This window comes from Vibrio sp. Y42_MX_L11 (genome assembly GCF_024181785.1).
Taxonomy (GTDB): Bacteria; Pseudomonadota; Gammaproteobacteria; order Enterobacterales; family Vibrionaceae; genus Vibrio; species Vibrio diabolicus.
Window position 1 is genome coordinate 299,647 of the sequence record NZ_JAMZAP010000004.1, and the last position, 18,414, is coordinate 318,060.

At 46.3% G+C, this 18,414-nt stretch carries 18 protein-coding genes; 12 read left to right on the forward strand and 6 right to left on the reverse strand.

Annotated elements, in window-relative coordinates:
• Nucleotides 1–6 precede the first annotated feature (6 nt).
• The 6 genes from cytR to rraA all read left to right on the forward strand — a co-directional run bounded on the left by cytR (nucleotide 7) and on the right by rraA (nucleotide 5,573).
• On the forward strand, nucleotides 7–1,014 hold the full coding sequence (gene cytR, locus NL643_RS06685; RefSeq protein WP_014230660.1) for a DNA-binding transcriptional regulator CytR: 1,008 nt from the start codon (nucleotides 7–9) through the stop codon (nucleotides 1,012–1,014).
• A 161-nt stretch (nucleotides 1,015–1,175) separates the two neighbouring features.
• Complete coding sequence (locus NL643_RS06690; protein ID WP_014230659.1) at nucleotides 1,176–1,721, forward strand: SPOR domain-containing protein; 546 nt, start codon at nucleotides 1,176–1,178, stop codon at nucleotides 1,719–1,721.
• A 153-nt stretch (nucleotides 1,722–1,874) separates the two neighbouring features.
• Complete coding sequence (gene hslV, locus NL643_RS06695) at nucleotides 1,875–2,426, forward strand: ATP-dependent protease subunit HslV (RefSeq protein ID WP_014230658.1); 552 nt, start codon at nucleotides 1,875–1,877, stop codon at nucleotides 2,424–2,426.
• A gap of 23 nt (nucleotides 2,427–2,449) precedes the next feature.
• Nucleotides 2,450–3,781, forward strand: a complete 1,332-nt coding sequence (hslU, locus tag NL643_RS06700; protein WP_014230657.1) for an HslU--HslV peptidase ATPase subunit — start codon at nucleotides 2,450–2,452, stop codon at nucleotides 3,779–3,781.
• A gap of 255 nt (nucleotides 3,782–4,036) precedes the next feature.
• Complete coding sequence (locus NL643_RS06705) at nucleotides 4,037–4,954, forward strand: 1,4-dihydroxy-2-naphthoate polyprenyltransferase (RefSeq protein ID WP_014230656.1); 918 nt, start codon at nucleotides 4,037–4,039, stop codon at nucleotides 4,952–4,954.
• A gap of 76 nt (nucleotides 4,955–5,030) precedes the next feature.
• Entirely contained in the window at nucleotides 5,031–5,573 is a 543-nt protein-coding gene (gene rraA, locus NL643_RS06710) for a ribonuclease E activity regulator RraA (RefSeq protein WP_014230655.1), read from the forward strand.
• 73 nt (nucleotides 5,574–5,646) lie between these two features.
• Here rraA and zapB read toward each other — a convergent pair whose 3' ends face one another.
• Nucleotides 5,647–5,889, reverse strand: a complete 243-nt coding sequence (gene zapB, locus NL643_RS06715; protein ID WP_014230654.1) for a cell division protein ZapB — start codon at nucleotides 5,887–5,889, stop codon at nucleotides 5,647–5,649.
• Nucleotides 5,890–6,236: 347 nt separating this feature from the next.
• Between zapB and glpX the strand changes: the two genes are divergently transcribed.
• The 3 genes from glpX to NL643_RS06730 all read left to right on the forward strand — a co-directional run bounded on the left by glpX (nucleotide 6,237) and on the right by NL643_RS06730 (nucleotide 8,497).
• Nucleotides 6,237–7,244, forward strand: a complete 1,008-nt coding sequence (gene glpX, locus NL643_RS06720) for a class II fructose-bisphosphatase (protein WP_025532746.1) — start codon at nucleotides 6,237–6,239, stop codon at nucleotides 7,242–7,244.
• A 130-nt stretch (nucleotides 7,245–7,374) separates the two neighbouring features.
• A complete protein-coding gene (locus NL643_RS06725; RefSeq protein WP_025532745.1) occupies nucleotides 7,375–7,989 on the forward strand; it encodes a metalloregulator ArsR/SmtB family transcription factor in 615 nt (204 codons plus the stop codon).
• Between the two features lie 157 nt (nucleotides 7,990–8,146).
• On the forward strand, nucleotides 8,147–8,497 hold the full coding sequence (locus NL643_RS06730; RefSeq protein WP_025532744.1) for a DUF3135 domain-containing protein: 351 nt from the start codon (nucleotides 8,147–8,149) through the stop codon (nucleotides 8,495–8,497).
• A gap of 75 nt (nucleotides 8,498–8,572) precedes the next feature.
• Here the strand turns inward: NL643_RS06730 and NL643_RS06735 are convergent, their stop codons facing one another.
• On the reverse strand, nucleotides 8,573–8,998 hold the full coding sequence (locus tag NL643_RS06735) for a DUF805 domain-containing protein (RefSeq protein WP_025532743.1): 426 nt from the start codon (nucleotides 8,996–8,998) through the stop codon (nucleotides 8,573–8,575).
• A 100-nt stretch (nucleotides 8,999–9,098) separates the two neighbouring features.
• Nucleotides 9,099–9,446 (reverse strand): 5-carboxymethyl-2-hydroxymuconate Delta-isomerase, encoded by a 348-nt coding sequence (locus NL643_RS06740; RefSeq protein WP_025532742.1) that lies wholly within the window; start codon nucleotides 9,444–9,446, stop codon nucleotides 9,099–9,101.
• A 263-nt stretch (nucleotides 9,447–9,709) separates the two neighbouring features.
• Between NL643_RS06740 and tpiA the strand changes: the two genes are divergently transcribed.
• Nucleotides 9,710–10,480, forward strand: a complete 771-nt coding sequence (tpiA, locus tag NL643_RS06745) for a triose-phosphate isomerase (protein WP_014230647.1) — start codon at nucleotides 9,710–9,712, stop codon at nucleotides 10,478–10,480.
• A 162-nt stretch (nucleotides 10,481–10,642) separates the two neighbouring features.
• On the opposite strand, the gene NL643_RS06750 is transcribed toward tpiA, so the two are convergent.
• Entirely contained in the window at nucleotides 10,643–11,230 is a 588-nt protein-coding gene (locus tag NL643_RS06750) for a YrbL family protein (RefSeq protein WP_229651917.1), read from the reverse strand.
• Between the two features lie 426 nt (nucleotides 11,231–11,656).
• Between NL643_RS06750 and NL643_RS06755 the strand changes: the two genes are divergently transcribed.
• Nucleotides 11,657–13,006, forward strand: coding sequence for an MBL fold metallo-hydrolase RNA specificity domain-containing protein (locus NL643_RS06755; protein WP_253644121.1), 1,350 nt, complete (start codon nucleotides 11,657–11,659; stop codon nucleotides 13,004–13,006).
• A gap of 49 nt (nucleotides 13,007–13,055) precedes the next feature.
• Here the strand turns inward: NL643_RS06755 and galU are convergent, their stop codons facing one another.
• Both galU and NL643_RS06765 read right to left on the reverse strand, forming a co-directional pair.
• Nucleotides 13,056–13,925 carry a UTP--glucose-1-phosphate uridylyltransferase GalU gene (galU, locus tag NL643_RS06760; protein WP_025532740.1) on the reverse strand — a complete coding sequence of 290 codons (870 nt, stop codon included), beginning with the start codon at nucleotides 13,923–13,925 and terminating at the stop codon, nucleotides 13,056–13,058.
• 62 nt (nucleotides 13,926–13,987) lie between these two features.
• Nucleotides 13,988–15,154, reverse strand: a complete 1,167-nt coding sequence (locus NL643_RS06765; RefSeq protein WP_025532739.1) for a nucleotide sugar dehydrogenase — start codon at nucleotides 15,152–15,154, stop codon at nucleotides 13,988–13,990.
• Between the two features lie 1,634 nt (nucleotides 15,155–16,788).
• On the opposite strand from NL643_RS06765, the gene NL643_RS06770 reads away from it, so the two are divergent.
• A complete protein-coding gene (locus tag NL643_RS06770; RefSeq protein WP_253644122.1) occupies nucleotides 16,789–18,414 on the forward strand; it encodes a site-specific integrase in 1,626 nt (541 codons plus the stop codon).

Here is an 18,414-nt window from a genome sequence, read left to right on the forward strand (position 1 = left end):
AAAACTATGGCGACAATGAAGGATGTTGCCCAGCTTGCGGGAGTGTCTACCGCGACGGTATCTCGAGCATTAATGAATCCGGAGAAAGTCTCCTCTTCAACCAGAAAAAGAGTTGAAGACGCGGTACTCGAAGCAGGTTATTCACCAAATTCATTAGCGCGTAATTTACGACGAAACGAATCGAAAACCATTGTTACGATCGTTCCTGACATCTGCGACCCTTACTTTTCCGAAATCATCCGTGGTATCGAAGATGCAGCGATGGAGCACGGCTACCTGGTTTTACTTGGAGACAGTGGCCAGCAGAAGAAACGCGAAAGCTCATTCGTAAACTTGGTATTTACAAAGCAAGCAGACGGGATGCTGCTACTTGGTACTGACTTACCGTTTGATGTGAGTAAGCCAGAGCAGAAAAACCTGCCACCAATGGTCATGGCGTGTGAATTTGCGCCTGAGCTGGAACTGCCAACCGTTCATATCGATAACCTGACTTCTGCCTTTGAAGCGGTCAATTATCTGACTCAGCTTGGCCACAAACGTATTGCGCAAATTTCAGGTCCTGATACCGCGGTATTGTGCCAATTCCGTCAGCAAGGCTACCAGCAAGCGCTGCGTCGTGCAGGGATCAATAAAGACCCACAATACAGTATTGTCACCGAGTTCTCTTTTGACGGCGGAGCAAAAGCAGTGCGTAAACTGCTGGAACTAGCGGAACCACCAACCGCGATTTTCTGCCACTGTGACACGATGGCAATCGGCGCCATTCAAGAAGCGAAAAAACTCGGCTTCCGTGTACCACAAGATCTATCGGTCGTAGGTTTTGATGACATCAATTTCGCGCAGTACTGTGATCCACCGTTAACGACTATCTCTCAGCCTCGCTACGAGATTGGCCGACAAGCGATGCTAATGATGTTAGAGCTTTTAAAAGGCCACGATGTGCATTCTGGATCTCGTCTTCTGGAGACTAACCTGATTGTGCGCGGAAGTGCGGCGCCTCCTCAGCGAGCGTAAGCTTTTCTCGCTAAGAGCAGTTAAGTTTCTGTCCATTAAAAGCAGCACTCATTTGGTGCTGCTTTTTTATATGTATCTATCAAGATTAGAGAAACAGGGTGTTTTCTCAACTCGTTCTGGATTAACATATTTGGAAGAATTCTTGATGACCAGAAATGACCGTGGCAAACAAAGATTATGTAAGAAGGGGGCGTGGTACCCCAAAAAAGTCGACAAAAAAACAGCCTTCAAGAAAGAAACCTTGGCGTAGTGGTCTACTGGCAATCGTGCTAGTGGGTGGTTTTGGCTATGGGCTATATTTGCTAAACAATGATCCAGAGCCCCAGCCACAAGTTGTGCAGCAATCAACGGCTCCAGTCAGCAAGCCTAAGGCAAAGACAGATTTACCTCCCCCACCCGAAGAAAAATGGGAATACGTAGAATCTCTCCCAAATCGCGAAGTGGAAGTGGTCGCCAAAGAGATTCAAGTCTCGAAAATCCCTTACATCATGCAGTGTGGCGCTTATAAGACCCAGGCACAGGCAGAAGAGCGTAAGCTCGCCATCGCTTTCCAGGGCTTAACCAGCAAAATTGTTAAGAAAGAAGGCAGCTCTTGGTACCGGATTATTCTAGGCCCATACAAATTTAAGCGCGATGCAGAGAAAGATCGCCATAAATTGCAACGCGCTAAAATCGAGCCGTGTGCGATTTGGAAAGAGAATTTCTAGCGATAAAGTACAACCTGGGGCCAGTTTAATCGGCCCTAGGTCACTAGAAACCTACTCCACCGAAACCCCATCCTTTAATTTCCCCTTGAATCCCCTTTTCCTATCCCCCATATACAATATTACTTCCAAAGAGAAATAATTAAGAGGTCGACTGTGACTACCATTGTATCTGTACGTCGAAATAATAAAGTCGTCATCGCGGGTGATGGCCAGGTATCTCTAGGCAATACCGTAATGAAAGGTAACGCGCGTAAAGTTCGCCGCCTTTACAACAATAAAGTACTGGCTGGTTTTGCCGGCGGTACTGCGGACGCCTTCACCCTTTTCGAGCGCTTCGAAAGCAAACTGCAAATGCACCAAGGCCATTTGACCAAAGCCGCTGTAGAGCTGGCGAAAGACTGGCGTAGTGATCGCGCGCTTCGTAAGCTAGAAGCACTACTTGCTGTTGCAGACGAAACTGCATCTTTAATTATCACCGGTAATGGTGATGTGGTTCAGCCAGAAAATGACTTGATTGCGATCGGTTCTGGTGGTGCATACGCACAAGCAGCAGCAACGGCACTGTTAGAGAACACAGATCTGGATGCTCGTGAAATCGCAGAAAAAGCATTGAACATTGCGGGCGATATTTGTGTATTCACCAACCACAATCACACTGTAGAAGAGCTAGAATCAACTGCAGAGCTGGCCGCTCCAGCCGAGTAATCGTAACGAAGTAAGGAAAGAATATGTCTGAAATGACCCCTCGCGAAATCGTTCATGAACTGAACCGCCATATTATTGGTCAAGACAAAGCAAAACGTTCGGTTGCGATTGCTCTTCGTAACCGCTGGCGTCGTATGCAGCTTGAAGAAAGCCTACGTGTCGAAGTTACACCTAAAAACATCCTAATGATCGGTCCAACTGGTGTTGGTAAAACTGAAATTGCACGCCGCCTCGCGAAGCTTGCAAATGCGCCGTTCATTAAAGTAGAAGCGACTAAATTCACTGAAGTAGGTTACGTTGGTAAAGAAGTAGAAACCATCATCCGTGATCTTACCGATGTTGCAGTGAAGCTCACTCATCAACAAGCGATGGAAAAAGTAAAATTCCGCGCTGAAGAGCAAGCTGAAGAGCGTATTCTTGATGCACTACTGCCACCAGCTCGTGACAGCTGGGGACAAGCAGAACAGAGCGATGATAGCTCACACACTCGCCAGATTTTCCGTAAAAAATTACGTGAAGGTCAGCTGGACGATAAAGAGATTGAAATCGATGTCGCCGCGCCGCAAATGGGTGTCGAGATCATGGCGCCTCCTGGTATGGAAGAGATGACCAACCAACTTCAAGGTATGTTCCAGAACCTAGCGGGCGATACCAAGAAGAAGCGCAAGCTGAAAATCAAAGATGCGATGAAAGCCCTTGCCGAGGAAGAAGCAGCGAAGCTTGTGAACCAGGAAGAGCTGAAAGAAGCAGCGATTTACAACGTTGAAAACAACGGTATCGTCTTCATTGATGAGATCGACAAGATCTGTAAACGTGGTGAAAGCTCTGGCCCTGACGTTTCTCGTGAAGGTGTTCAGCGTGACCTGCTACCTCTGATTGAAGGCAGCACTGTTTCAACCAAACACGGCATGGTAAAAACAGACCATATCTTGTTTGTGGCTTCTGGTGCATTCCAGGTCGCGAAGCCTTCTGACCTTATCCCAGAGCTGCAAGGCCGTTTGCCAATTCGTGTTGAACTTGAAGCACTAAGCAGTAACGACTTCAAACGTATTCTGACCGAACCTAAAGCGTCATTGACTGAGCAATACATCGCGTTGATGAAGACAGAAGATGTAGACATTGAATTTACTGAAGACGGTATCACGCGAATTGCTGAAGCCGCATGGACAGTAAATGAAACCACCGAAAACATCGGTGCTCGTCGTCTGCATACCGTTATGGAACGTCTGATGGACGAAATCTCTTACGATGCAGCAGAGCAATCTGGCGCTAAGTTTGTGATTGACGCTGCCTACGTGCAAGCTCGTCTGGGCGATACAATTGAAGATGAAGATCTAAGCCGCTTTATTCTTTAATAAGCACGCTAATCAACAAAGCCCAGAGATTTCACTCTCTGGGCTTTTTAGTTCTGCGGAGACAATTCAACATCAGTGTATTTGTGCAATCGCCGGCACTCGTGCTTGAAATGCTATTCTCATACTTCAAAATCCAGAACCTCGCTTTTCAACCAACCCTTAACTTCCTGACTCTCTTTGACTTGCTTTAGGTCAATAGCGCATCTGCTTCTTTATGCTTATACTGGACACATCGGTTACTAGCACGAAATATCCATGAAACAATCTCTACAGATCTGGCTCGACGCCGCTCGTCCCAAAACATTACCACTGGCATTAGTCTCTATTCTTACTGGTAGTGTGCTTGCGTATGCTGCGGGTCAATTTTCTCTGCCTATTTCCTTGATGGCGTTTATCACCGCGACTCTGTTACAGATCCTTTCCAATCTGGCCAACGATTATGGCGACGCAGTAAAAGGAACCGACAATGAAAAACGCCTTGGTCCACTGCGTGCTTTACAGTCTGGCGCGGTAACTAAAGAGCAAATGAAGCAGGCAATTGGCTTCAACATCGTGCTAACCGTCATTTCCGGCCTGATCTTAGTGTTTTACTCTTTGAGCTCTCTTGAAAGTATTCTCACCTTCATCGGATTGGGTATTCTTGCCATCCTCGCCGCCATCGCCTACACAATGGGCAGCAAACCGTACGGTTATGTCGGACTGGGTGATATTTCTGTCTTTCTGTTTTTTGGCTTGCTTGGCGTATCCGGTACCTATTTCCTGCATACCGGACATGTCGATACCACCCTATTCTTACCCGCTTTAGGGTGCGGCTTACTGGCCGTCGCCGTTCTTAATATCAATAACATGCGTGATATTGATAACGACCGTGAGTGTGGAAAACGGACCGTAGCCGTGCGCTTAGGACAACAGAAAGCCAAGCAGTACCATTTCATCTTATTAGGTGGTGCTATTCTCGCTTTCGCTGTTTACCTGCTTATTCAGGACAAACCGGTTTGGATCAGTCTGCCATTCTTATTAAGCATTTATTTTGTCGCCCATCATGGCAAAGCCGTTTGGGAAACCGAAAAGCCTGCACAGATCGCACCTATGATGCCAGTGATCGTAAAATGCTCGCTGGTTACCAACGTTTTATTTGCAACAATTGTGGTAGCTCAAACTCTGGTAAGTTAAAAAAGGATTGTCATTGCATTGACTTAATGCCCAGATATACTCAAAGACAACCAGTTTCTGTTTAGAAAGGTACGCTATGGAATACAATACCTCAGCACTCTGTGATATTTACCTCGAGCAGGTAGATGTGGTTGAACCAATGTTCAGTAATTTTGGCGGTCGCGCTTCCTTTGCCGGACAAATCACCACCATCAAGTGTTTTGAAGACAATTCTCTGATCCGTGAAACGTTAGAGCAAGATGGCTTAGGTCGCGTGCTGCTAATTGACGGCGGTGGTTCCTTACGCAAAGCCCTTGTCGACGCAGAAATCGCAACCATCGCAGAAGAAAATGAGTGGGAAGGCATTGTCGTATACGGCTGCGTTCGTGAAGTCGACGAACTGGAAGATATGAACCTTGGCATTCAGGCTCTCGCCTCTATTCCTGTCGGCGCATCTAGCCAGGGTATAGGTGAACTCGACGTACCGGTGAACTTTGGCGGCGTTAGCTTTCTACCAGAAGACTACATTTACGCGGACAGCACTGGCATCATTCTGTCTCCAGAACCGCTCAATATCGACCTAGAACTGGACGAGGAAGTTGAGGAAGAAGAGTTAGAGGAACAAGATCCTAGGCTTTAGCGCTTTTCCCTACACCAAATACACAAACACCCGCTTATAGCGGGTGTTTTCAATTCTGGACAGAAAAGTAGAATTATTCCACTTCTTCCATTTTGCCAAGTAGTGCACGAATGCGCTCTTGCCACTGCGCGTGCTCTTGCTGTGCTTGCTCAGCTTTTTGCTCAAGCTCTTCACGTTGCGTGCGAAGCTCGTTTGCTTGTGCTTCTAGCTTTACTTTATCTTCTTTCAGCTCTTCAACTTCCATTTGAAGAAGAGTGATTGTGTCAACTGCAGTTTGAATTTTAGATTCTAGTTGTGCTAATACTTCAAAAGACATCTTGGCCTACCTATGTTGTTCCGTTGGGATGATGCACGAGACAGGCGCGCACCTTACCTATATGAGGTTCATTCTACTCAGCGTTGCGACGAGAAACACTCACTATATTCGATATTTTGCATCATTCGGTTAAAAAACCGGCGCAATCTCACTAAATGCTGACTTTTCTGATCACCGAAGCATTTTTGAGCAAGGTATTTGCCTCTCGCCACGAGAAAAACGCACTCAGTATTGATCAAATTCAACTTAACCAAAGTAAAAGCTCGGCAAAAACGCAAACGTTTAACACTCGTTATGGTAAAATCGCCGCGCAAATTCTTCTTCCCTCTTGCTTACTTGGAGACATCATGAAACGTGATTTAGCAATGGCATTTTCCCGTGTTACTGAAGGTGCAGCACTGGCTGGTTATAAATGGCTTGGTCGCGGCGATAAAAACGCAGCGGACGGTGCAGCCGTTGAGGTTATGCGCACACTACTGAACAAAACAGAAATCAGCGGTGAAATTGTTATTGGCGAAGGTGAAATCGATGATGCACCAATGCTGTACATCGGTGAGCAAGTGGGTATTGGTGGCGATGAAGTCGATATTGCAGTCGATCCTATCGAAGGCACACGCATGACGGCCATGGGTCAATCAAATGCTTTAGCGGTTCTCGCGGCCGGTGAAAAAGGCAGCTTCCTTAAAGCACCTGACATGTACATGGAAAAACTCGTGGTTGGCCCAGGTGCAAAAGGCGTTATCGATTTGGAGAAGCCTCTAAAAGAAAACCTAGAGAACATCGCCAAGGCCCTGAACAAAACTCTAGACACTTTAGTTGTGATCACGCTGGCTAAGCCTCGTCACGACAAAGTGATCGCAGAAATGCAGGCAATGGGCGTACGTGTATTTGCTGTGCCAGACGGTGACGTGGCTGCTTCAATCCTGACTTGTATGCCAGACAGCGAAGTCGACGTCATGTACTGCATTGGCGGCGCACCAGAAGGCGTAGTTTCTGCGGCGGTCATTCGTGCACTAGATGGTGACATGCTTGGCCGTCTACTTCCTCGTCATGAAGTAAAAGGTAATACAGAAGAAAACCGCATCTACGGCGCAGCAGAACTAAAACGCTGTGAAGAGATGGGTGTGAAAGCAAACGTCGTGTTGAAACTGGAAGACATGGCATGCAGCGACAACGTTGTTTTCTCCGCGACAGGCATCACCAAAGGTGATCTGTTAGAAGGCATTACTCGCCAGGGCAATATCGCGACAACAGAAACCTTACTCATTCGTGGTCGCTGCCGCACCATCCGTCGCATCAAGTCGATCCATTACTTAGAGCGTAAAGACCAAGAAGTGCGCGATATTATTCTTTAATAAATATCAGAGATTTTAGGGCCTGGATAAACGGCCCTAGAATCTCGCTTATCTCACCAAAACTAAGTCAACACTTTTCTTTACAAAACCTATCGCGCATAATATGTCATGACATATAAATGGTGGGAATATGAAAACCGTAGATAGGATATTGCAAATCGTTAAGCGTGACGGCTCTGTCACGGCAAAACTACTCTCTTCTGAACTTGGAATGACCACCATGGGTGCTCGCCAGCATCTGCAAGGTTTAGAAGATGATGGCATCCTGTCTATCTACGACGTCAAAGTCAAAGTCGGTCGCCCGACCAGACACTGGGCTCTCACTCAAAAAGGCCATGAGCAATTTGCCGACCGCCATGGTGAACTCACCGTACAATTCATCGAAGCGGTCGAACACATCTTTGGTAAAGATGGCCTCGAGAAAGTGACCTCTGAACGCGAAAAGCTCACGTTACAAAACTATCGCCTACATCTTGAGCAATGTGACACGCTGGAAAGCAAATTGAAAACGCTCGTCTCATTACGAGAACAAGAAGGCTACATGGCAGAACTAGAGCAAGATGAGCACGGTTTTATCTTAATTGAGAACCACTGCCCTATTTGTAAAGCTGCTACACGTTGTCCTAGTCTCTGCCAGTCAGAGCTAAGTGTGTTCCAAGCACTACTTGGCGATGAAACTCGTGTGGAACGCACTGAGCATATCATTAGCGGCCAGCGACGTTGCGTATACCGTATTCAAGCGTAGGTAATGATTAGAAACACGCTGCTCCTGCCTACAACTCACCTATGAAAATGCTCTCTTATATCTGAGACTACAGAGTCATTTCGCCGTTCTCCCCTTCTCCGTGATATACGCTTTTAATATCGAAGTGTAACTATCCGTATGGATTGGGAGACAAACGATGGCCAATCTGCGTACTCACAAACCGCAACCTCTGCCCTCTTTCGACGAACTGATGCAAATGGCACAAGATGACCCGGAAGCTTTTGAGCAATTCCGACAAGATAAGGCCCGCGAAATGATAGAAGGCGCATCGAAAAGCATGCAGCCACGACTTTGGGCGCAGCAGAGCCATATAGACAGAGTGATCAACAACTGTAAAAACCCAAATCATGTCAACGTGGTATTGATGAATGAACTACAGAAACAAGTGATGAAGTTCAGAGAAGCGTTGCAAGGAACACCACAACCTGAAAAGACACGTAATGTGGTTCAATTCAGGTCAATGAGGGACAATGACGATTATTGTTGATGACTCTCGGATCCTGTAATAATCGCCCTTAAACTTACCAATACGCTCACTCGTCGTCCTAGCGAGCAGCATCATTTATCCAACCGGATCAGGACCGTACTTATTAGGGCCTTTCGTTCCTTTTAATAAACCACATTCAACCAAAATCCATACGCCACAAATTAAAGATATAGAAGCAATGAACAGTTGCGGCGTAGCCGACTCTTGTGAAACTGGACTCGTCATTGGTGTAGCGAGTCGGCCCAAAACCAAAGGAATATTCAGCGCTAACCAATAAATCGATTTATCACGGTCATGCCAGCGCTTTGTGGTAATTGCGAGATCAGGAATAAGCATGACCAAGAGAAAAATAGGCAGCAGAAGGTGAGAAAAAGCCGGAAACAGCTGATTGATACCCACACCAAAACCTAAGATAGAAACGTAATAGATAATGTTCCATATCCAAAACGTTTTACGCCCGATGCGTCCTCGAAAAGAAAACAGTAGCTCTTTAGTCAACATTCACAATTACCCCGAAAATAAAAACTCTAGATTAGCCGAGCCCGTTCACTTTAGGAAGGAACAACGTAAAACTAAAGACACGAGAAACAAGCTGTTTCTATCAATTCACTACTTTTTGAAAACTCTCCACATCCATATCGCGAATGTTCACCGTTAAGCTATGAACATGGCTGGCTTGCTCTTGAAGTACAACCATTAAGTCTCGGGATAACGCACGTTTTTGTTCTGACGTTCTCCCTGCCAGTAACTCAAAGTTTACATGGATAAAATCCAGACTGTCGCCTTCTTCACCTATTAGCCAGTTATGACAGCGGAGTGTTCTTGACTTCACTGATGCCAATTCAAAAAGCCCGCAATCCAACGCTGCTCTATGTAAATCTTCTAGTAAACCTTGAACGTTGACGCGCTCTTCCACTGAGTTCGAATACTCTAAAACCAAATTTGGCATTTTGATTCCTTTCTACAACATTAAAATCCAGTGCGTAGTAATACCAATCCAAGCTGCAATTTCCGAGGAATGAACTATCATTCTGTCTACGTGATCACCAATCGATTGCTTTTGATAAAACTGACAGAAACAAGTGCTACGCTGACCAGATGTACAAAGCCGAACAAGACATGATACCAATCATGATCTGTTCAAATTATTCTGTTATATTCTTTCGTAGATTTTTTACATTAATCATTAATAGATAATACGGAGATATTCCTATGCGTCGTCCTGTAGTTATGGGTAACTGGAAACTAAACGGCAGCAAAGCGATGGTAACTGAGCTGCTAACTGGTCTTAACGCTGAGCTTGAAGGCGTTGAAGGTGTTGACGTAGCAGTAGCTCCACCAGCACTTTACATCGATCTAGCAGAGCGCGTAATCGCAGAAGGCGGTAACAAGATCATTCTAGGTGCGCAAAACACTGACCTAAACAACAGCGGTGCTTTCACTGGCGACATGTCTCCAGAAATGTTGAAAGATTTCGGTGCTACTCACATCATCATCGGCCACTCTGAGCGTCGTGATTACCACAACGAATCAGACGAGTTCATCGCGAAGAAATTTAACTTCCTTAAAGAAAACGGCCTAACACCAGTTTTCTGTATCGGTGAATCAGAAGCTCAAAACGAAGCTGGTGAAACTGAAGCAGTATGTGCTCGTCAAATCAACGCAGTTATCGACGCTTACGGCGTTGAAGCTCTAAACGGCGCAATCATTGCTTACGAACCAATCTGGGCAATCGGTACTGGTAAAGCAGCAACAGCTGAAGATGCACAACGCATCCACGCTTCTATCCGTGCACTAATCGCAGCGAAAGACGAAGCAGTTGCTGAGCAAGTAATCATCCAATACGGCGGTTCTGTTAAACCAGAAAACGCAGAAGCATACTTCTCACAACCAGACATCGATGGTGCTCTAGTTGGTGGTGCTTCTCTAGACGCGAAGAGCTTCGCAGCAATCGCTAAAGCAGCGGCAGCAGCAAAAGCTTAATCTTGTTTTAAACAAGACAAATAACAAAGGGATGCTCAATGCATCCCTTTCTCTATCTCGGTTCAAAACCTTCACGCACCAACATCAAACTACCAAATAAAACACCTTCAAAGGTACAGGGCTTCAAACTTATCGATTTTTTTACCGTAAGCCTCTAACTCTTCAACTGTTTTTTTTCTTCTTGATGAAGACGTGCAAGTTTTTCCTTAGAAATTTCTTAAACTTACGATTAATCTTCTTATGCATTAGGTAAGGGATAAAGTCCGATACCGGAATAAACTCTGTATTACCAAATCCATCAATCAAATAGAGTGTAATAGCCCCTTCAGACTGCCGCACCAACAAGTTCGTCAACACTAAATCGCTTGGTATAACTCGGTTCTCGATCAAGTAATCTTTTAGAATTCGAATCTCCAGCAGCAAATGATCGATATCGAGTTCATTCCCTTGCTGCACAATATATTGTGTAAGGTTTAATGAAACTGACAGGTCCTCGTCCAAAACCACTTGCTGCTTAAAGCCAACTTGAGTCTCTGTTGTCACCTTCCCCAAAAATTCTGGGATATGCGTGAACTGAACGCTTTTCTTTTTTAGTCGCTCAAAAAACTCAATTTCTCGATAGGTTTGCTTCGCGGCGTCTTTCTGGCTCAACTTAACACATTGAGCAGGATTGGAAGGGTTTTGAAAACAAACTCGCTCTGCACCTTTACCGATAACCGTCCAGTTTTGGAATTCATGATCTGATTGCATCTTTAACCTTTACATGTTTTCTCTTGTAATCGACAGCAGGAAAGCGCTTACGTTGTATTTACGAGAGGAACTCTTTGAACTTAATACTAATTGTACCACGAACTTGAAAAACTGTGACGAGTCGCTCGCGTCTTGGTAAGATAAGCCTCGACCTAGCTCATCTCCTCAACACCGTCATTCCGAGAAGTTCCTGCAACATCAGGAATATCCAAACAGAAAGTAAACTAATGCAAATACACTTAACAACAGCTAACTATTTCCGTATATCCTAAACTCTCCTTATTAGCCCTTTAAGGTGGCAATGTTTTTCGGTGCTAACCTCATCGCATTTCGTTACTTTTCCAACTTATTACATCTAATCTACGGAAGCATAAGCCTTACTCTTTCACTGCCTGCTCGCCTATGCTGAATAGTTAAGGAGAAAGCATGACGACACCAATATCAGACATCGCCAGTGTGATCCATCATGGCGGAAAGCATACCGTTACTGGCTCCTGTCATGAGCTTAAGCTCGCCAATGGCAGTATTTTGATTGATTGTGGACTATTTCAAGGCAAGGACTTCAGCTTTGGTGGACGCAATGCCTCACTGAATATCGAGTTTCCTATCGAGCAGATAAAAGCTCTCGTTCTCACTCACGCTCATATAGATCATATTGGCCGACTGCCTTGGTTACTGGCTGCTGGATTTAAAGGGCCAATCTATTGCACGCAAGCCACAGCGGAACTCGTTCCCTTAATGCTTGAAGACGGCTTGAAACTGCAACTCGGTTTAAACTACCACCAGCGAAAACAAGTCCTCAATATCATCAAGAAACAACTCAAACCTTTTGATTATCAGCAGTGGATAGAACTCCCTGTTCTCGCAGATGTTCGCTTTCAGCCCGCAGGTCATATTCTGGGTTCCGCCTATGTTGAGTTTAAACTGTCAAATGGTGAAATCGTCGTTTTCTCTGGAGATTTAGGACCATCGAATACGCCACTTTTACCCGATCCACACCCTCCTAAAAGAGCTGATTACCTATTTATAGAGTCAACCTACGGCGATAAACAACATGAAGACATTGCGACACGTACAAAGCGTTTAAACAACATCATTGATCATGCGTTAAAAGACGGTGGTGTAATTTTGATTCCTGCCTTTAGTGTCGGTCGAACGCAGGAACTGCTGTTTGACATTGAGCAACTGATTAACCAGCATGATTTGGCATCTTCCTTGCCGATCATCTTAGACTCCCCTCTAGCAAAAGAAGTGACAAAAACGTATCGACGTTTTAAAACCTTATGGAGTCAGGAAGCAAAACAAAGATTAGACAATCAACGCCATCCACTTGCTTTCGAACAGTGTATTACAGTTGAAAGTCACACCGAGCATAAAGCCTTAGTAAACCGACTCGCTTCAACTGATGAACCCGCCATTGTTGTGGCCGCTTCCGGAATGTGTGAAGGCGGTAGAATCGTCAACTATTTAAAAGCACTACTCCCTGATAAGAAAAATGATGTGCTATTCGCAGGTTATCAAGCTCAAGGCACGTTAGGTGAGGCGATACAAGCAGGCAATTCAGAGATTGAGATAGATGATCAAGAAGTCCAAGTTAATGCTCAGATTCATACTATTTCTGGTTATTCCGCCCATGCAGACAAAAGTGATTTACTCAAGTTTATTACTGGCATTCCCACACAACCAAAAGCCATTCATTTGATTCATGGGGAAGATGAAGCCCAACAAGTATTGGGGAAGGAGTTAGAGAAGAAAGGATTTACGGTGGTTTATTGATGTATGAGGTTATAGGGCCTAGGACTTAAGTACCTAGGCCCCAACGTAATTAAGCTACCTTCTCGGCAGGCACTTCTTCAACCTGGTTTTTCGAAGGTTTGTTGTAAATATTCTCGAAGCAGTAATTTGTCGCCTCAATATAACCTTCTACGCTACCACAATCGAAACGCTGACCTTTAAACTTGTACGCCAATACGCAGCCGTTCTGTGCCTGCTGCATCAGCGCATCCGTGATTTGAATTTCGCCACCTTTGCCCGGCTCAGTATTTTCAATTAATTCGAATATATCCGGAGTCAAAATATAGCGACCAATGATCGCCAGATTACTTGGTGCGGTGCCCGGCTCTGGCTTTTCAACCATATTGTCGATGCGGAAGATGTCATCTTTGATCATCTCACCCGCAATCACACCGTATTTATGCGTCTCTGTTTCTGGGACTTCTTGTACGGCGACAATCGAACAGCGGAACTGCTTGTACAACTCAACCATCTGCGCCAGCACACCTTTGTCTTCGTTAACACACAGGTCATCGGCCAATACCACGGCGAACGGTTCATCTCCCACAAGCTCACGCCCGGTCAGAATAGCATGACCTAAGCCTTTCATTTCGCGCTGACGGATATAGGTGTAGCTCGCTGAATCAATCAAACTACGAATATCATCTAGCAGCACTTCTTTGCTGCTGCCGCTGATTTGATGCTCTAATTCGTAGTTTTTATCGAAATGATCCATCAGTGAATGCTTGCCACGACCCGTCACAATACACATGCCGTCCATGCCTGCTTCAATAGCTTCTTCGACGCCATACTCGATGAGTGGTTTGTTGACCACTGGCATCATTTCTTTTGGCATGGATTTAGTCGCAGGCAAGAAACGCGTACCGTAACCCGCTGCTGGGAATAGACATTTTTTTATCATTTTTAATTACCAACTGAAAAAAAGCTCCACGGAAGGAGCCTTTAGCTTTAAGAAAATTGAAATTAATCGCTACCAAACAGGTCACGTGTATAGACTTTATCAGCGACGTCAGCCAGTTCTTCTACCATGCGGTTTGAAACGATCACATCAGCAGTCTGTTTAAACTCATTGAAGTCTTTAACCACACGGGAGTTGAAGAACTCCTCTTCTTGAAGAACAGGCTCATACACCAAGACTTCAATGCCTTTTGCTTTGATGCGCTTCATGATGCCCTGGATAGAAGATGCGCGGAAGTTATCGGAGCCGGCTTTCATGATCAGGCGGTAGATACCGACTACCTTAGGCTGACGTTTGATGACCGACTCTGCAATGAAGTCTTTTCGTGTGCGGTTTGCATCTACAATCGCACCAATGATGTTGTTGGGTACATCTTGATAGTTCGCCAGTAGTTGCTTGCTATCTTTTGGTAAGCAGTAACCACCATAACCGAATGATGGATTATTGTAGTGATTACCTATACGAGGGTCTAAACCAACCCCTTCAATGATTTGACGAGCATCTAGGCCATGCGCTTCCGCATAGGAATCGAGTTCATTAAAGTACGCAACGCGCATCGCCAGGTAGGTATTTGAAAACAGCTTAACCGCTTCAGCTTCTGTTGAATCCGTAAACAGGACTTGAATATCTTCCTTTACTGCCCCTTCAACTAACAAACCTGCGAAGGTCTCAGCACGCTCACTACGCTCACCAACAATAATACGAGATGGATGAAGGTTGTCGTAAAGCGCTTTACCTTCACGCAGAAACTCTGGTGAGAAGATGATATTTTCGCAACCTAGTTCTTGCTTGATACGAGCGGTATAACCGACCGGTACCGTTGACTTAATGACCATTACCGCATCGGGATTAATGGTCATCACATCGTTGATCACCGCTTCGACTGAAGAGGTATTAAAATAGTTAGTCGTCGGATCATAGTCGGTGGGTGTCGCGATAACAACGTACTTGGCTTCGCGATATGCCGATTCTTTGTCTGTCGTGGCAACAAAGTTGAGTGGCTTATTCGCGAGAAAATCTTCGATTTCCGCATCCACGATTGGGGATTGCTTGTTGTTTAGCAACTCAACCTTTTCGGCAATGATATCGAGCGCTACAACTTCGTGGTTCTGCGCTAACAGCATGGCGTTCGACAAGCCAACATAACCGGTACCTGCTACTGCTATTTTCATCGTTTAATCCTTACGTAATCTCTACTTAGAGCATATCAGAATCGGCAAAGTGCGACTAGCGTTTGCGTCCGCAAAGCCGCGGTGGTCTCGCGGGGGGTGAGGTTTTTGCAAAAAGAGCCCCCAAAGGCTTGGGTACATTAGCCCCCTTTCAAAGGCCACTCAACAACAGCCTTTAAATTCAACTACTTAACAAAAATCCCATTTTACCCTGAGACAACTTTCTGCCTCAAAATGGCCAATTGAGACAGGTCTTGTTGACCAAACACTGAGATGAAAACCCGCCTTTTACCCCGCGTCACTCGCGTTTACCACACGCCTGCCCGCGGCGTATCCACCGGAAAAAGCGCCAGAGCGACCGCGCTCAGAGTGAGAAGTGAGAAGTGAGCGTCATCGAACTTTTCTTGACAATCGTAGTTCATTGTTTATTCTGGATAAATGGGCAATCGTTTACCGTTTGCTCTGTCAAAAGAAACACATAAGACAAAACGGCGGGCAATAACCGCTCGCCCTAAAAAACAAAATGGCTGGCATTAACTGCCGCCCTAAAAAACAAAATGGCTGGCATTAACTGCCGCCCTAAAAAACAAAGCGGCTGGCATTAACTGCCGCCCTAAAAAACAAAACGGCTGGCATTAACTGCCGCCCTAAAAAACAAAATGGCTGGCATTAACTGCCGCCCTAAAAAACAAAACGGCTGGCATTAACTGTCGCCCTAAAAAACAAAATGGCTGGCATTAACTGCCGCCCTAAAAAACAAAACGGCTGGCATTAACTGCCGCCCTAAAAAACAAAATGGCTGGCATTAACTGCCGCCCTCAAAACAAAACGGCTGGCATTAACTGCCACCCTAAAAAAATAAAGCCTGCTATCAGGCTAAAACTTGTTGTCGGTGGCGGTTTGAGTGATCAAACAGAGCCGTCAGCACTTGGTGATTATGCTCATGGCATACCAAGTCGGAGGGGAGTCCAGGCTCCAGGAGGACGATGGTCGCGTCATGTCGTTTTCATCAATGAATAAATAATGAATCGTGATCCGCACTCTTGCGACGTTCTCTCACAAGAACGGTGCCACGTCGGAGACGATATCAACCCACCCCCTTGCCTATTCAGGTCGGCGTTTTCGACGCTGAACGCCGTCTTGGCACGAGTGGGGGCATGAAATCATTAAATTCGGATTGTCGTCCTAAAGGTCAGCCGCAACATAGATGTTGAACGGTGTGCTGCGCCTATGGAATGACAGTCAATGAAAACGCCAATTCTTTGGCGCTTGCCAACAGAAACGCCTAACAGCTCGCGCTCACGGCCTACAGAGGCTTCAAGAAATTGAGGTTTCGACTCAACGAATTCAGCGCCAATGCCGCTGAACCTAACTCTAATCAAGTTGATGAAAACTTGAACCTTCAGCCGCCTCATAAGATGGCGGTCTGCAAGCGATCCGGGCACTTGTGAACCCTTCACTTCACAACACACGCTCGAACTCGGAACTGAGCTGCCGCCTTTGACGGCAGACGATAGCGTTCCTCACTCACACTACGACTGTATTTTTTGATCGCCTTTCGCGAGGCTTCGCATTGCCTGTCGCAATGTCCGTCCGCGTATGGGTTTCGATCGCCTTTTTGTCATTAAGGAACCGATATGTCATATCAACAACATGAAAAAAAACGTCATCGGGCCGCCAATTCAGGCGGCGTGCCAATTGACGCCTATCGCGCGAGCCTGACACTGGCCACCGCGATGAATGAACTTCGCCCCAAAGCGCGAGGCAAACGCCCTCATTCAAGCACCGAATTGACCCTGTTCCACCTGTACTTTATCTACCTATGGATCACAGGCAGCCTCGAAGGGTTAACGGATGCAAAAGATATTCCAACGCTGGAATTAGTCACTGCGGCCGCTGACTGCCATGCGCATTGCCTGCGCCGAATTCGAACAAATGGCATTTCGTGGATCGAGTACGCCGTTGCCTATCCCTGTCAGGCCGGCACGCAATACCTCTGGCAACCGTTCCCAAGCGCGCTCAATCCCCTGTTTAGTTATTGGCTGACTCACCATGACGATGACTTGGCATTAACCCAAGAGCAAAAACAAGCACTGTTTGGGACACTCAAGGGGCGAAAGTGGCGGGCTCCAGCCCCCCTTCGCCACCACCACATGCTGCGCAAAGACCGCTTATTCTCGTACTTATCTCACGAAGCCAGCATCGACCCGTTTTTATCCACCCCGGCCAAAACCATATTGATCGGCCAGGCACACCATGGCAGTGCGATTGCCTATCAAAAACTGAGCAGCAATCACATTCGTTATGAGATTTTTTGCGCGCACAATCGATATTTAGGCCGTTTGGCCAGTGCCATCAATGAAAACCAACTTAGCCCGTATTGTGAATTAACCACCCCAGGCCGGCACTCCGCACACCCACTATTGAGTCAGACGATGACATTACCGGCCTACCTACAGCAAACGGGTGCGATCTGTGCCTATCACATGGAAATCACCGAGGGGACGCGCACTTATATCGAGATCCCCGCGACCTATTTTGGCTCTCATAAAGCGCTGGCGATGTCCGATCTCAACGTGTTTTTTCACTACCTACACACACAAGTGGCATCGCTCGCCCCGTTGAACCGTCACGATGACGAAGCGCTGCGACATTACCACAATGCAAAAGCATTGGAGCTGTCACTGCTCTTCGTTCTGCTGACGGGCACACGCCCGACCCACCACATCTCCATCAAACGCCAACACTGTTTTGATCTGCGCTTTGCGCTGATCAAAGACAAGGGGCGTTATCGCAGTATTGAGCTGTGTGATCACCTTAAAGAGAAAATTCAGCAATACCAAGTGCTGCAGCGTCGCACCCTAGACGCCCTTGAGCCGACGTCGTCCAACGCCAATCGACTGCTCTGGTATTGGATTAATGACGCCAACTGCACTCAACCTTGCCGCGCCAAACAACTGCGTCAGTTTATGGTGCAACACTGGCAGGCGTGCTTTGCCCAAACCCCGTCAATGACCGCGGCCAAATCGGTCGTTCCCTACCAGCTGCGCCACTCCTTTGCACAGCACGCGCTATTGGCCACCAACCCAAGACTGACCACGCAGCAAGTGGATAGCCTGATGGGACACAGCAACGTTGGCGAGCATTTGGGTGATCACTACAGTTTCTCTGCGGTTCATCACGTACTTAGCCATCATCTGGCGCAGTGGGCTCAGGCGTTGCAGCTTGACTCTGGCTCATCGATGGCACAACAGGAGAATTGA